Here is a 13,902-nt window from a genome sequence, read left to right as displayed (position 1 = left end):
GCGCTAACCCGACCTACGAGACAAGTTAACAATAAAAGCCGCACGAGCGGCGCCGTATCCGATTGTTGTAAAACTGGGGGAGACACACATGGTATCGAAATTCTGGAAGCAAACCGTCATTGCCGCGGCACTGTTCGCCGTCGCCGGCGCCACCTGCGCCGCCGAGAACATCAAAATCGGTTCGGTGCTGTCGGTGTCCGGCTCGGCCGCCTTCCTCGGCGACCCGGAGCTGAAAACGCTGCAGATGTACATCGAGAAAATCAACGCCGCCGGCGGCGTGTTGGGGCGCCAGTTGGAACTGGTGCATTACGACGACGGCAGCGACGCCGCCAAGGCGAACGGCTTTACCAAGCGCCTGATCGAGTCCGACAAGGTCGACGTGCTGATCGGCGGCACCACCACCGGCGCGACGATGGCGATGGCGCCGCTGGTCGACAAGGCAGGCCTGCCGTTCATTTCGCTGGCCGGCGCCGTGGTCATCGTCGACCCGGTCAAAAAATGGGTGTTCAAGACGCCGCACACCGACCGCATGGCGGCCGAAAAAGTGTTCGAGGATATGAAGAAGCGCGGCATCGGCAAGGTCGGCCTGCTGTCCGAAACCAGCGGCTTTGGCGCGTCCGGGCGCAAGGAATCGCAGGCGGTCGCGGCCAAGTATGGCATCACGCTGGTGGCCGACGAAACCTACGGCCCGAAAGACACCGACATCACCGCGCAACTGACGCGACTGAAGGGCGCCGCCGGCATCCAGGCGGTGTTCGTGTTCGGCCTGGGCCAGGGGCCGGCGGTGGTCACCAAGAACTACGGCCAGCTGGGCATGGGCGCGCTGCCGCTGTACCAGTCGCACGGCGTGGCGTCGGACGAGTACATCAAGCTGTCGGGCAAATCGGCCGAAGGCGTGCGCCTGCCGACGCCAGCGCTGCTGATCGGCGCCATGCTGCCGGCGGCCGACGCGCAGAAAGCCATCGTCACCGACTACGACAAGCAGTACAAGGACCGCTACAAGATCGACCCGTCGACCTTCGGCGGCTACGCGCTGGACGCGCTGTACCTGTCGGTCGACGCCATCAAGCGCGCCGGCTCCACCGACAAGGAAAAGGTGCGCAACGCGCTGGAGCAGACCAAGGGCTTCGTCGGCACCACCGGCGTGTTCAACATGTCGCCGACCAACCACATGGGCTTGGACCTGTCGGCCTTCCGCATGGTGGAAGTGAAGAACGGCGAATGGGTGATGCTGAAGTAGCCAGCTTGTGTAGGTCGGGTTAACCCAAAGGGCGTAACCCGACAACGTTGGCCCAGAGCGGCGCGTCGCGCTTCGGCCAACATTGTCGGATTACGCTGCGCTAATCCGACCTACGGTTTCGCTTGCCCGTGAACGGCGCCAGGATCTAATCGGAGACACCATGCTTGCCCAATTTTTGCAGTTCCTGTATTCGGGGATGACGGTCGGTTCGGCATACGCGCTGGCCGCGCTCGGCTTCACCATTATCTATAACACCAGCGGGGTGATCAATTTCGCGCAGGGTGAATTCATCATGCTCGGCGGGATGCTGGCGGCGCTGCTGTCGGCCGGCGGCGTGCCGCTGCCGCTGGCGATCATCGTCGCCGTCGCCGTCACCGGCCTGGTCGGCCTGGTCATGGAAAAGGCCGTCATCGAGCCGGCGCAAAACGCCCAGGTGGTCTCGCTGATCATCATCACCATCGGCGCCTCGCTGGTGGTGCGCGGACTGGTGCAGATCTGGCTCGGCAAGGGCACGCACACGCTGCCGGCGTTTTCCGGCGACACGCCGATCCTGTTCCTCGGCGCCAGCCTGCTGCCGCAAAGCCTGTGGGTGCTGGGCGTGACCCTGCTCATCGTCGGCGCGCTGGCCTGGTTCTTCGGCCGCACCATGCTGGGCAAGGCCATGCTGGCGACCTCGCACAATAAAACCGCGGCGCAGCTGGTCGGCATCGACACCCGCCGCGTGCTGCTGTTCTCGTTCGGCCTGGCGGCGCTGCTGGGCGCCATCGGCGGCGTCCTGGTCGCGCCGATCACCTACACCTCGTACGACGCCGGCATCATGCTGGGGCTGAAGGGCTTCGTCGCGGCGGTGCTGGGCGGCCTGGGCGGCGGCGTCGGCGCCATCGCCGGCGGCCTGATCCTGGGCATCGCCGAAGCGATGACGGCCGGTTACATCTCCTCGGCCTACAAGGACGCGGTGCCTTTCGTGCTGATCCTCCTGATCCTGTTCTTCCTGCCGCGCGGCCTGTTCGGCGCGCAGATCTCGGAGCGCGTATGAAGTCGCCGTCGAAGACGCTGATTCCGCGCCACGCCGGCCTGCTGGCGCTGGCCCTGGTGCTGGCACTGCTGCCGCTGGCGCTGCCGAACGCCTTCTACTACGACGTCGCCATCCGCATCGCGCTGAACGCCGCCGTGGTCATCGGCCTGAACCTGCTGATGGGTTACACCGGCCAGATCAGCCTGGGCCACGCCGGCTTCTACGGCCTGGGCGCCTACGCCTCGGCGGTGCTGACCACGCACTTCAACTGGCCGCCGCTGGCCGCGCTGGCGGCCGGCGCCGTCGCCACCGGCCTGCTGGCGCTGTCGCTGGCGCGCCCGGTGCTGAAGCTGAAGGGCCACACGCTGGCCATGGCCACGCTCGGCCTGGGCATCATCATCTCCATCGTCATCAACAACGAAACGCAGTGGACCGGCGGCCCGGACGGCATCGCCGTGCCGGCGCTGGCGCTGTTCGGCGCCGAACTGTCGGGCGAAAAATCCTGGTACGCGCTGGCCGCCGCCATGCTGCTGCTGGTGACCTGGTGCGCCTTGAACCTGATCGACTCGCCGGTCGGGCGCGCGCTGCAAGCCATCCACGGCTCCGAAATCGCCGCGCGCGTGGTCGGCGTCGACACCACCCGCTTCAAGGTGCGCGTGTTCGTGCTGTCGGCGGTCATCGCCAGCGTCGCCGGCAGCGTCAGCGCCCACTACATCGGCTTCATCACGCCCACCCTGGCCGGCTTCTTCCATTCGATCGAGCTGGTGACGATGGTGGTGGTGGGCGGCATGGCGTCGGTGTTCGGCTCCATCGTCGGCGCCGCGCTGCTGACGATCCTGCCGCAACTGCTGTCGACCTTCGAAGGCTGGGAGACGGTGGTGTTCGGCGCGATCCTGATGGCGACGATGATCTTCATGCCGAAGGGCCTGGTGCCCAGCCTGGCGCGCCGGCGTGGTAGACAAGGGAACTGAGCCATGTTATCGATTCAAAACCTGAGCAAGAGCTTCGGCGGCGTGCACGCGGTGCAGGACGTCAGCTTCAACGTCAAGGAGGGCGCGATCCACTCGGTGATCGGGCCCAACGGCGCCGGCAAGACCACGCTGTTCAACCTCATCACCGGGGTCTATACGCCGAGCCGCGGGCAGATCCTGCTGCGCGGCGAGAACGTGGCCGGCATGCCGCCGGACGCGCTGGCGCGGCGCGGCATGAGCCGCACCTTCCAGAACCTGCAAGTGTGCATGAACATGACGGCGCTCGCCAACGTGATGGTGGGCGCGCACCTGCAACTGAACCAGAACCTGTTCGCGGCGATGCTGCGGCTGCCGTCGGTGCGCCGCGCCGACGCCGCCTGCCGCGACGAGGCCGCGCGCCTGATGGAGTTCGCCGGCGTCGGCCGCCACGTCGACGACCACGCCGGCGAAATGTCGTACGGCGCCCTGAAGCGCCTGGAGATCGCGCGCGCCTTGGCGGCGCGGCCGAAGGTGCTGCTGCTGGACGAGCCGGCCGCCGGCTTGAACCACACCGAAACCGGCGAGATCGAGGCGCTGATCCGCAAGGTGGCGCAGTCCGGCGTGACGGTGGTGCTGGTCGAGCACGACATGAAATTGGTGATGAATTTGTCGGACCACATCCTGGTGCTCGACTACGGCAAGAAACTGGCCGAAGGGACCGCCGCCGAAGTGCGCGCCAACCCCGACGTGGTCGCCGCTTACCTGGGAGCGCCAGCATGAAAATGGACGTCGACAATCCGCCGCTGGTATTGGAAATCAAGGGGCTGACCAGCCACTACGGCCGCATCCAGGCGCTGCACGGCGTCGACATCGAGGTGCGCAAGGGCCAGCTGGTGGCGCTGGTGGGCGCCAACGGCGCCGGCAAGACTACCTTGCTGCGGGCGATCTCGGGCGTGCAGCCGATCAGCGGCGGCGGCATCCGCTTCGGCGCCGACGACATCAGCCGCATGCGCGCGGACAAGCGCGTGCGCGCCGGCATCTGCCAGGTGCCCGAAGGGCGCCAGGTGTTCGGCCCGATGTCGGTCGAGGACAATCTGCGCCTGGGCGCGTTCACGCGGCCGCAGCGGGACGTGGCCGGCGACATGCAGCGCATGTTCCAGCTGTTCCCGATTTTGAAGGAAAAGCGCCTGCTGCCGGCCGGTACGCTGTCCGGCGGCCAGCAGCAAATGCTGGCGATGGCGCGCGCGCTGATGGGGCGGCCGCAATTGCTGCTGCTCGACGAGCCGAGCATGGGCTTGGCGCCGCTGCTGATCGCCGAGGTTTTCCGCGTCGTGCAGGAGCTGCGCGACCAGGGCATGACGATATTTCTGGTCGAGCAGAACGCCCACGCGGCGCTGTCGATCGCCGACGTCGGCTACGTCATCGAGACCGGCGCGATCACGCTGTCCGGCCCGGGACCTGAACTGCTGAAGAACGAACAGGTGCAAAGCGCCTACCTGGGAATGTAAGCGCCGGCGCCACACCCGAATTGGAGAATACATATATGGTTAAAGTCTACGAAATCAACGGCGTCACGCCGGTGGTCCACCCCAGCGCCTACGTGCATCCGAGCGCGGTGCTGATCGGCGACGTCATCATCGGGCCGCGCTGCTACGTCGGCCCGCTGGCCTCGATCCGCGGCGACTTCGGCCGCCTGATCCTGGAGGAGGGCGCCAACCTGCAGGACACCTGCGTCATGCACGGCTTCCCCGGCTGCGACACGGTGGTCGAGGTCGACGGCCACATCGGCCACGGCGCCGTGCTGCACGGCTGCCGCATCGGCCGCAATTCGCTGGTCGGCATGAACGCGGTGGTGATGGACAACGCCGTCATCGGCGAGGAATGCGTGGTCGCGGCGATGAGCTTCGTCAAGGCCGGCATGATCGTAGCGCCGCGCAGCATGGTAGTCGGCACGCCGGCGCGCGTGCTGCGCGCGCTGAGCGACGAGGAAATCAAATGGAAAAGCGCCGGCACCGGCCAGTACCACGAACTGGCGGTGCGTTCGATGCTCAGCATGCGCGAAGTGGAGGCGCTGACCGAGGTCGAGGCCGGCCGCAAGCGCATCGACTGGGAATCGTCGCTGCCGCTGCACCTGCACAAAAACGCCTCGGCCTGAGCCAATACGCAGCGGCCCCGAATTGAATAAACAAACCCGATATTTTTACTGGAGAACTGACAAATGGCCGTATCCACCCTACAAAGCCTGATCGCCGGCCGTTGGCTCGGGGCGTCCGCCGCCGTGCCGCTGCACAGCGCCCTCGATAACAGCCTGATTTACCACACCCACTCGGAGGCGATCGACTTCGGCGAGGCCGTCACCTACGCCCGCAAGACCGGCGTGCCGGGCTTGATGGCGCTCGACTTCCAGCAGCGCGCCGCGCGCCTGAAGGCGCTGGCGCTGTACCTGGTCGAGCGCAAGGAAGAGTTGTACGCGATCTCGCACCTGAGCGGCGCCACCCGCGCCGACAGCTGGGTCGACATCGAGGGCGGCAGCGGCACCCTGTTCGCCTACGCCAGCATGGGCAGCAACGAGCTGCCGTCGTCGAACGTGCTGCACGAAGGCCCGGCCATGGCGCTGGGTAAAAAGGGCGGCTTCGCCGGCACCCACATCCTGGTGCCGCGCGGCGGCCTGGCGGTGCACATCAACGCCTTCAACTTCCCCATCTGGGGCCTGCTGGAAAAATTCGCGCCGAGCTTCCTGGCCGCGATGCCCTGCATCGCCAAGCCGGCCACGGCCACCTCCTACCTGACCGAGGCGGTGGTGCGCATGATGCACGCCTCCGGCCTGCTGCCGGAGGGCAGCCTGCAACTGGTGATCGGCAGCACCGGCGACCTGCTCGACCGCCTCAACGGCCAGGACGTCGTCACCTTCACCGGCTCGGCCGCCACCGCCGCCAAGCTGCGCACCAACCGCAACCTGATCGAGCACTCGGTGCCCTTCAACGGCGAGGCCGACTCGCTCAACTGCGCCATCCTGGCGCCCGACGTCAAGCCCGACGACGTCGAGTTCGACCTGTTTATCAAGGAGGTGGCGCGCGAAATGACCGGCAAGTCCGGCCAGAAATGCACGGCGATCCGCCGCATCATCGTGCCGCACGATATGCTCGACGCGGTCGGCACCCGCCTGCGCGAGCGCCTGTCGAAAATCACCGTCGGCGATCCGTCCATCGAGGGCGTGCGCATGGGCGCGCTGGCGTCGAAGGAGCAGCAGCGCGACGTCGCCGAGCGGGTGGCGATTCTGTCGGCCGGCAACGAGGTGGTGTACGGCGCGGCCGACGGCTTCGCGCCGCTCGGCGCCGGCGCCGCCGACGGCTGCTTCTTCAGCCCGACGCTGCTGATGTGCCGCGACGGCCTGGCCAACGATTCCGTGCACGACGTCGAGGCCTTCGGCCCGGTCAGCACCATGATGCCGTACACCGACATCGACGAGGCGCTGGCGCTGGCCGCGCGCGGCAAGGGCAGCCTGGTCAGCACGCTGGTGACGCGCGATCCGAAAATCGCCGCCTACGCGGTGCCGGTGGCCGCCGCGCTGCACGGCCGCGTCCACATCCTCGAGCGCGAGGCGGCGGTTGATTCGACCGGCCACGGCTCGCCGCTGCCGCAGCTGAAACACGGCGGTCCGGGCCGCGCCGGCGGCGGCGAAGAGCTGGGCGGCGTGCGCGCCGTACGCCACTATTTGCAGCGCGCCGCCATCCAGGGCTCGCCGACCATGCTGGCCGCGGTCACCGGCGAATACGTGCGCGGCGCCGCCGTCAAGGAAAGCGCGCTGCACCCGTTCCGCAAGCATTTCGAGGATTTGGAAACGGGCGATTCGCTGCTGACCCACCGCCGCACCGTCAGCGAAGCCGACATCACCGCCTTCGGCGGCATCTCGGGCGACTTCTTCTATATGCACTTTGACGAGATCGCCGCCAAGGAATCGCAGTTCGGCAAGCGTATCGCGCACGGCTACTTCGTGCTGTCGGCGGCGGCCGGGCTGTTCGTCTCGCCGGGCGTCGGCCCGGTGCTGGCCAACTACGGCCTGGACAACCTGCGCTTCGTCAAACCGGTCGGCATCGGCGACACCATCCGCGCGCGCCTGACCTGCAAGCGCAAGGTCGACCGCAACCGCAAAGACGTGTTCGGCGTGGGGCAGGGCGTCGTCGCCTGGGACGTGCAAGTGACCAACCAGGACGAGGAGCTGGTGGCCAGCTATGACATTCTGACGCTGGTGTCGAAGCGCGAGTGAGGCGATTCGTTGGTCGGAGTAGCGTAAGGTCATCCGACAATGTTGGCTCGGAGCCAGCCCGTTTTGCCGCGGCCAACGTTGTCGGGTTACGCCGTTCCGGCTAACCCGACCCACAAAACCCGGCTAACTCGGCTTTTCTTCGGCGAAGCCGCCAGCAGCGGGGCCGACGGCGCTGGCGGCGCGCACCGACGCGCACGCGTGGATGCGCCAAGAGCGGCCGAATGCGCTGCTGAAGCCCTTCTTTTTGCATCCTCGCAAAGGATGATCTAGTCGACCGGGTTTTAGATTTTTCCCTCTAAAAACCCCTGTTTTCTGCCGTGAAAACAACGAAACGACCTATCGGCGTAAGAATATTCTTCGAGGGAAATATATTTCCCTGTAGCATTCTATTTCTCCCAGGTCGCGCACGATCCCGCGCATACATAGTGAGTCCGGCCCAACCCATCGCCGGCGTAATCACATGGCCTTGAACCGGCATTCCCATCAATGAGTTACATACGCTACGGGTACAACAATGAACAAACGTTTTTTAGCCACACTGCTGACCATGCCGCTGGCGCTGGCCAACGCTTTCGCCGATGAAGCCGGCGCCGGCCCGACCGTCAAGATCAGCGGCTACGGCACCGTCGCCATGACCGGCACCGACACCAACGACGCCCAATTCGCCCGTCCGAACCAGGCCAGCGGCGTCGGCAAGACCGCCCGCACCGGCGTCGACTCGAACCTGGGCCTGCAGGCCAACGTCACCGTCAACGACTGGTTGTCGGGCATCGCGCAGGGCCTGGTGCGCAAGGACGGCGAGGACAACTACGGCGCCGACCTGGCATGGGCCTTCGCCAAGGCCAAGCTGTCGGACAATTTCAGCGTCCGCGTCGGCCGCATGGGCCTGCCGGTCTTCATGATTTCGGACTACCGCAACGTCGGCTACGCCAACACGCTGCTGCGCCCGCCCGGCGAGATGTACTCCCAGGTTCCGCTGAACAGCATCGACGGCGTCGACGGCACCTACCAGCGCAGCTTCGGCGATACCAACCTGACCGCCCAACTGGCCCTCGGCAGCACCAAGGCGACCCTGGCCACTGGCCCGGACTCGACCGTGCACATCCGCGGCAAGTCGATCGTCGCCCTGAACCTGGTGGCCGAACACGGCCCGCTGACGCTGCGCTTCGGCCGCGCCGACACCAAGATCAGCATCGACGATTCGCGCGAGCAGAATAAGCTGATCGGCGCGCTGCGCGCCACCGGCGCCGCCTTCCGTATTCCACAACTGGGCGCGCTGGCCGACGAGCTGGTTGTCAAGGACAAGAAAGCCTCGTTCACCTCGCTTGGCCTGGGCCTGGACTGGAACAACATCGTGGTGCAGTCCGAGTACGCCAAGCGCAAGACCGACAGCTACGTCAACGACAGCACCTCGTGGTACCTGATGGCCGGCTACCGCATCGGCAAGTTCCTGCCGTACTACAGCCACGCCGACCTGAAGTCCGACGGCACCGTCGCCAACAGCGTCCCGCGCATTGCCGCGCTGGCGCCGCTGGCGGCCGGCGTCAACACGCTGCTGCACACCCGCAACCAGCAAGAGCAGTCGACCGATACCGTCGGCCTGCGCTGGGACTTCCACACCTCGGCGGCGTTGAAGGTGCAGATCGACCGCGTCAAGCCGGTCGGCCAGGGCCTGTTCCTGCAACCGGCGGCCGGCTTCAAGGGCCCGGTCACGGTTGCCGCGGTGGCTATCGATTTCGTATTCTAAGGACCGGCACATGAAGATGACAATGAAGGCGCTCGTTGTGGCGGGCGCGGTATGGGCGGTAACGATCCCGGCCCTGGCCGAAGTGGTGGTGGTGGTGGTCAATCCGAAGAGCGCCAGCGGCGCCATGACGAACGACCAGGTGGCCCAGTTCTTCCTCGGTAAATCGACGGCGATGACGCCGATCGACCAGCCGGAGAGCGCGGCCATCCGCGCCGAGTTCTACAAAAAGGTGACGGACAAGGAACCGTCGCAGGCGAAGGCGCTGTGGTCCAAGCTGGTCTTCACCGGCAAGGCGACCCAGCCGAAAGAGGCGGCCAACAGCGCCGACGTGAAGAAGGCCGTCGCGGCCGATCCGAAAGCCATCGGCTACATCGAAAAAAGCGCGGTCGACGCCTCCGTAAAGGTTGTGTTGACGGCCCCATAAGGCTACATTATCCAAGGAACGCGCCGCCGACCCGCAACCACGGTCGGCGACGCCTTCGAAATGGCCTCGGCCCGCATCGCCACTCTACGGTTTGGCGATGCGGGCTTTGTAGCATGGTTAAAAATACTATAGATACAGGAGACGGCAATGAGCATCAAACGCAAGATATGGGCACTTCCGGTCATCTCGACCATCATTTTCGGCCTGGGTCTTGCGGGCAGCGCTTATCTGGCCACCTCCGCACTCAATTCGATACGCACCACTGAAAGCGTCGACTACCCGGTGCTCGACACCGCCAAGTCGCTCACGCTCGACGTCGGCGCGGTGGCCGACAGCCTGCGCGATGCCGTCACCGAGGGCGACAAGAACCGCATCGGCCAGGTCGGCGAGCAGGCCGGCAAGCTGCGCGCCAAGCTGGCCAAGTTCGGCGAGATCCCCGGCCAGCGCGAGGCCGGCGCGCGCCTGGGCAAGGAATTCGACGCCTACTACGCGCCGGCGCTGAGCGCGGCGCGCATCATGCTGGAAATGGAGCAGGGCGACCCGCAGGCGACCGTGGCGCGCATGCAGTCGGCGCTGACGCTGCTCAACGCCGACCTGGCGAAAACCAACGAGGCGGCGCAGAAGCAGTTCAAGGCCGGCATCGCGAACAGCGAGGCGAGCGTGCGCAACGTGCTCACCACCAGCATCCTTGTGGCGCTGGTGGTCATCATCAGCCTGGCGCTGGTGTCGTACTTCGTGGTGCAGGCGATCTGGCAGCAGCTTGGCGGCGAACCCGAATACGCCCGCGAGATCGCCCGCGCGGTGGCCGACGGCGACCTGTCGATGGACATCGCCACCGATCCGAAGGACACCGGTAGCCTGCTGGTGGCGCTGAAGGACATGCGCGGCAAGCTCGGCAACATGGTCTCCGAGATCAAGGTGTCGGCCGAGACCATCAAGATGGCCAGCGCCGAAATCGCCCACGGCAACGCCGACCTGGCCTCGCGCACCGAGTCGCAGGCCGGCAGCCTGGACCAGACCGCGCGCTCGATGGAGAGCCTGACCAACACCGTGCGCGAGAACGCCAACAACGCCACCGAAGCGAACGAGCTGGTGGTGTCGGCGTCGAGCGTGGCGATCAAGGGCGGCAAGGTGGTCAGCCAGGTCGTCACGACGATGGGCGAGATCAACGACTCGGCCAAGAAGATCGTCGACATCATCGGCGTCATCGACGGCATCGCCTTCCAGACCAACATCCTGGCGTTGAACGCGGCGGTGGAAGCGGCGCGCGCGGGCGAGCAGGGCCGCGGCTTCGCCGTGGTCGCCTCGGAGGTGCGCAACCTGGCGCAGCGCAGCGCCGGCGCCGCCAAGGAAATCAAGCAATTGATCGGCGACTCGGTGGCCAAGGTCAACATCGGCTCCAAGCTGGTCGACGAGGCCGGCCTGACGATGGGCCAGATCGTCGATTCGGTCAAGAAAGTGGCCGACATCATGGCCGAAATCAGCGCCGCCAGCCAGGCCCAGAGCACCGGCATCGAGAACATCGGCCAGGCCATCGGCAGCATGGACGAGATGACGCAGCAGAACTCGGCGCTGGTCGAGGAAGCGTCGGCGGCGGCCGAATCGCTGCGCGAGCAAGCCGACCAGCTGAGCGGCGCGCTGGCCGTGTTCAAGCTCGAACAAGTGTCGGCCTCGGCGCCGCGCCCGACGCGCGCGGCGCCGCCGCAGCGGCTGGCCCTGGGCCGCTAAAACGCTGCGCGGCAAACAAAAAAACGGCGGCGCGCCCAAAGCGCCCGCCGTTTTTTTACGCGCGCCGCGAACGTCATTCCAACCCGACGGCAAAGAACCGGGGTCAGTCCCCGAGGGTCCGACCCCGGGGTTACGCCCTTGGTTTAAAGCGCCAGCCCAAACGGATCGTCGATGCTGTGGGCCGGCTCGGTGAACCACTTCGGCCCCTGTTCCGTCATGTAAAAATGGTCTTCGTGGCGGATACCGAATTCGCCGGGGATGCAGATCATCGGCTCGTTCGAAAAGCACATGCCGACCTCCAGCGGGGTGCGGTCGCCGCCGACCAGGTAAGGCCATTCGTGGATGTCGACGCCGATGCCGTGGCCGGTGCGGTGCGGCAGCCCCGGCAGCGCGTAGCCGGGGCCGAAGCCGTCCGCTTCCAGCGCGGCGCGCGCGGCGCGGTCGACGTCCTGGCACGGCACGCCCAACTGGGCGGCGTTGAAGGCGGCTAGTTGGGCCTTCTTTTCGCTATTCCAGACCGAACGCTGGCGTTCGCTGGCGGCGCCGAACACATAGGTGCGGGTAATATCGGAGATGTAGTTCAGCATCTGGCAACCGGTGTCGATCAAGACCACGTCGCCGCGCTTGAGCGTTTGCACGTAGCTGACGCCGTGCGGGTAGGCGCTGGCCTCGCCGAACAGCACGATGCAGAAGTACGAGCGCGGCGCCCCCACTTTGCGGTGGGCGCGCTGGATGAATTCCTCCACCTCGACGGTGCTGACGCCCTCGTACAACATGCTGGCGGTGGCGACGTGCACCGCCAGCGTCATGTCCTTGACCCTTTGCATCAGCGCGATTTCGGCGGAAGATTTTTTGCCGCGGCAGTGGGCGGTCACGCCGCCGGCGTTCTCCAGCGCGTAGCCGCCTGCCAGCGGACGGATGCCGTCGGCGATGAAGAAGGCGGCGCTTTCGCAGATGCCGACCCGGCTTGGCCGCGCCGCGCCGGGCGCCACGCCCATCCGCGCCAGCACGTCGATGAACAACTGGTACGGACTCTCGTGCTCCTGCCAGCCGTTGACCCGGCCGTCGACCAGCATGCAACCCTGCAGCGTGCATTCCTCAAAGGCGGGCGCGATGTATTCAAGCGCACCGTTGGCTGGCAGGATCGCGCCGACCATGCGCTCGCTGGCGTACCATTTGGTGCCGGTGAAATAGCTCAGGTTCGAGCCGGCGTTCAGGTAGATCGCGGCGATGCCCTGGGCGCGCATAAACGCCTGCGCCTTGTCGATGCGCTGCAGGTGCTCGGCCTTGCCGATCGGGACCATGCCGGCGCTCATGTCGGAGAGGGAGGCCAGCGCCTCGTCGATGCTTTTGCCGCCTATGCCTACGCTCATGCTGTTCTCCTGGGAATGTGGACTCGGCGACTGCATCCACACCGGGGACAGACCACGATTTCCGAGAAACCTTTCTCGGAAATCGTGGTCTGTCCCCTTCGCAATCGCCCTGGGAATTGGGCGCGATGATAGCAGTTCGCGCCGGCGGTGGATTGTGGTTTTCCTGGCCGCCCCGTGCTGGTTTTTACATGTCGCTGGCTTTGGGTTTGGCGTTTTGCGACTGTCCGCCCGTCGTGCCGTCCTTGGGGTTGCCGTCCTTCGGCGCGCCGTCCTGCGGGCCGGTGAACAGGTCCGCCGGGTAGGTGAAGATCCAGTCGGCGTAGCGCTGTTTCAGGCGCAGGCCGGCGTCGTCGTCGTCGAAGTTGTCCTGTTTGATCGGCAGGCGCGTCGACAGCGAATGCACGCCGACGATGCGCCCTTCGCGCATCACCAGCGCCCATTCGGCCCGGCCGGTGGTCGGGTCGGTGTAGAGCCGGCGCAGGTGGCGTTTCGGATTGGGGAAGCGCGGGTCCTTCAGCAGCTCTTCCAAGGTCAGCGGGTAGTGGTGCTGGCCGTTGGCGCCGTTGACGTCGTAGTAGCGCCCGATGGCGTTGCGGAATTCGTGGCCGATGAAGATCAGTTGGCGCTCCTTGTCGCGCCGCGCCGCCGTCGCGTACAGGTCGCCGCAGACGGCCAGGCCGGCGCCCATGAGGGCCACCAGCGCCAGGGTCCACAGGTAGGCGAAGCCGTCCGCGCGCCGCCGCCAACGAGGCGTCCGCTTCATGTCACAGCTGCTCGAACGGGGTGCCGTCGCGGGTCTTGCCCTTGGCGCCGCTGCGGATGTCGGCCACGCCCGGCTTGTCGCCGTCGGGCGAGGTCAGCAACTGCCAGGTGCCGGCCGATTCCGTCACCGGGTCCACCGGCACCGCGCGGAAGTAGCGCTGCGCTACCAGCTCGCTCAGCGCCGACGGGTATTCGCCCTTGTCGGCGTAGAATTTGTCGATACCGCCGCGCAGCAGCCGCAGGTTTTCCTTCAGCGCGACCTCCTTGGATTTTTCCACCGAGCCGAAGTAGCGCGGCAGCGCGATCGTCAGCAGCAGCGAAATGATGGCCAGCACCACCAGCAGTTCGATCAGCGTGAATCCGCCGCGCGTCGCGCGGCCCCGTGTGTGCGTCATG

General features: G+C 66.3%; 13 protein-coding genes. 10 read left to right on the top strand and 3 right to left on the bottom strand.

The window, feature by feature from the left end:
• Nucleotides 1-88: 88 nt before the first annotated feature.
• From JANGC3_RS0115665 to JANGC3_RS0115620, 10 genes are all read left to right on the top strand, one after another.
• A complete protein-coding gene (locus tag JANGC3_RS0115665) occupies nt 89-1,240 on the top strand; it encodes an ABC transporter substrate-binding protein (protein ID WP_017877437.1) in 1,152 nt (383 codons plus the stop codon).
• Between the two features lie 160 nt (nt 1,241-1,400).
• Nucleotides 1,401-2,276 (top strand): branched-chain amino acid ABC transporter permease, encoded by an 876-nt coding sequence (locus JANGC3_RS0115660; RefSeq protein WP_026133034.1) that lies wholly within the window; start codon nt 1,401-1,403, stop codon nt 2,274-2,276.
• On the top strand, nt 2,273-3,226 hold the full coding sequence (locus JANGC3_RS0115655) for a branched-chain amino acid ABC transporter permease (RefSeq protein WP_017877435.1): 954 nt from the start codon (nt 2,273-2,275) through the stop codon (nt 3,224-3,226). The genes JANGC3_RS0115660 and JANGC3_RS0115655 overlap by 4 nt, the downstream gene beginning before the upstream one ends.
• A gap of 3 nt (nt 3,227-3,229) precedes the next feature.
• Nucleotides 3,230-3,985 carry an ABC transporter ATP-binding protein gene (locus JANGC3_RS0115650; RefSeq protein ID WP_017877434.1) on the top strand — a complete coding sequence of 252 codons (756 nt, stop codon included), beginning with the start codon at nt 3,230-3,232 and terminating at the stop codon, nt 3,983-3,985.
• Nucleotides 3,982-4,713, top strand: a complete 732-nt coding sequence (locus JANGC3_RS0115645) for an ABC transporter ATP-binding protein (protein ID WP_017877433.1) — start codon at nt 3,982-3,984, stop codon at nt 4,711-4,713. The genes JANGC3_RS0115650 and JANGC3_RS0115645 overlap by 4 nt, the downstream gene beginning before the upstream one ends.
• Before the next feature lie 35 nt (nt 4,714-4,748).
• Nucleotides 4,749-5,360, top strand: a complete 612-nt coding sequence (gene paaY, locus JANGC3_RS0115640; RefSeq protein WP_017877432.1) for a phenylacetic acid degradation protein PaaY — start codon at nt 4,749-4,751, stop codon at nt 5,358-5,360.
• A gap of 63 nt (nt 5,361-5,423) precedes the next feature.
• Nucleotides 5,424-7,472: a phenylacetic acid degradation bifunctional protein PaaZ gene (gene paaZ / locus JANGC3_RS0115635; protein ID WP_017877431.1), complete on the top strand. Its 2,049-nt coding sequence runs from the start codon at nt 5,424-5,426 to the stop codon at nt 7,470-7,472.
• A 514-nt stretch (nt 7,473-7,986) separates the two neighbouring features.
• Nucleotides 7,987-9,219, top strand: coding sequence for a hypothetical protein (locus JANGC3_RS0115630; protein WP_017877430.1), 1,233 nt, complete (start codon nt 7,987-7,989; stop codon nt 9,217-9,219).
• A gap of 10 nt (nt 9,220-9,229) precedes the next feature.
• On the top strand, nt 9,230-9,643 hold the full coding sequence (locus JANGC3_RS0115625) for a hypothetical protein (RefSeq protein ID WP_017877429.1): 414 nt from the start codon (nt 9,230-9,232) through the stop codon (nt 9,641-9,643).
• Nucleotides 9,644-9,790: 147 nt separating this feature from the next.
• Nucleotides 9,791-11,371 carry a methyl-accepting chemotaxis protein gene (locus tag JANGC3_RS0115620; RefSeq protein ID WP_017877428.1) on the top strand — a complete coding sequence of 527 codons (1,581 nt, stop codon included), beginning with the start codon at nt 9,791-9,793 and terminating at the stop codon, nt 11,369-11,371.
• A gap of 143 nt (nt 11,372-11,514) precedes the next feature.
• Here the strand turns inward: JANGC3_RS0115620 and JANGC3_RS0115615 are convergent, their stop codons facing one another.
• From JANGC3_RS0115615 to JANGC3_RS0115605, 3 genes are all read right to left on the bottom strand, one after another.
• Nucleotides 11,515-12,744: a M24 family metallopeptidase gene (locus JANGC3_RS0115615; RefSeq protein WP_017877427.1), complete on the bottom strand. Its 1,230-nt coding sequence runs from the start codon at nt 12,742-12,744 to the stop codon at nt 11,515-11,517.
• Nucleotides 12,745-12,928: 184 nt separating this feature from the next.
• Entirely contained in the window at nt 12,929-13,507 is a 579-nt protein-coding gene (locus tag JANGC3_RS29435; protein WP_017877426.1) for a hypothetical protein, read from the bottom strand.
• Nucleotide 13,508: 1 nt separating this feature from the next.
• Complete coding sequence (locus JANGC3_RS0115605; RefSeq protein ID WP_017877425.1) at nt 13,509-13,901, bottom strand: type II secretion system protein; 393 nt, start codon at nt 13,899-13,901, stop codon at nt 13,509-13,511.
• Between the last annotated feature and the right edge of the window lies 1 nt (nt 13,902).

Source organism: Janthinobacterium sp. CG3 (assembly GCF_000344615.1).
Lineage (GTDB): Bacteria > Pseudomonadota > Gammaproteobacteria > Burkholderiales > Burkholderiaceae_D > Janthinobacterium.
Note: the sequence above shows the minus strand (reverse complement) of the source record. Positions and strands in the feature narration are given on the sequence as shown.

Coding starts and splice junctions, on each gene's coding strand:
- JANGC3_RS0115625 (WP_017877429.1), top strand. CDS start 9,230: ATGAAGATGACAATGAAGGCGCTCGTTGTGGCGGGCGCGGTATGGGCG.
- JANGC3_RS0115655 (WP_017877435.1), top strand. CDS start 2,273: ATGAAGTCGCCGTCGAAGACGCTGATTCCGCGCCACGCCGGCCTGCTG.
- JANGC3_RS0115615 (WP_017877427.1), bottom strand. CDS start 12,744: ATGAGCGTAGGCATAGGCGGCAAAAGCATCGACGAGGCGCTGGCCTCC.
- JANGC3_RS0115650 (WP_017877434.1), top strand. CDS start 3,230: ATGTTATCGATTCAAAACCTGAGCAAGAGCTTCGGCGGCGTGCACGCG.
- JANGC3_RS0115605 (WP_017877425.1), bottom strand. CDS start 13,901: ATGACGCACACACGGGGCCGCGCGACGCGCGGCGGATTCACGCTGATC.
- JANGC3_RS0115620 (WP_017877428.1), top strand. CDS start 9,791: ATGAGCATCAAACGCAAGATATGGGCACTTCCGGTCATCTCGACCATC.
- paaY (WP_017877432.1), top strand. CDS start 4,749: ATGGTTAAAGTCTACGAAATCAACGGCGTCACGCCGGTGGTCCACCCC.
- JANGC3_RS0115630 (WP_017877430.1), top strand. CDS start 7,987: ATGAACAAACGTTTTTTAGCCACACTGCTGACCATGCCGCTGGCGCTG.
- paaZ (WP_017877431.1), top strand. CDS start 5,424: ATGGCCGTATCCACCCTACAAAGCCTGATCGCCGGCCGTTGGCTCGGG.
- JANGC3_RS29435 (WP_017877426.1), bottom strand. CDS start 13,507: ATGAAGCGGACGCCTCGTTGGCGGCGGCGCGCGGACGGCTTCGCCTAC.
- JANGC3_RS0115660 (WP_026133034.1), top strand. CDS start 1,401: ATGCTTGCCCAATTTTTGCAGTTCCTGTATTCGGGGATGACGGTCGGT.
- JANGC3_RS0115665 (WP_017877437.1), top strand. CDS start 89: ATGGTATCGAAATTCTGGAAGCAAACCGTCATTGCCGCGGCACTGTTC.
- JANGC3_RS0115645 (WP_017877433.1), top strand. CDS start 3,982: ATGAAAATGGACGTCGACAATCCGCCGCTGGTATTGGAAATCAAGGGG.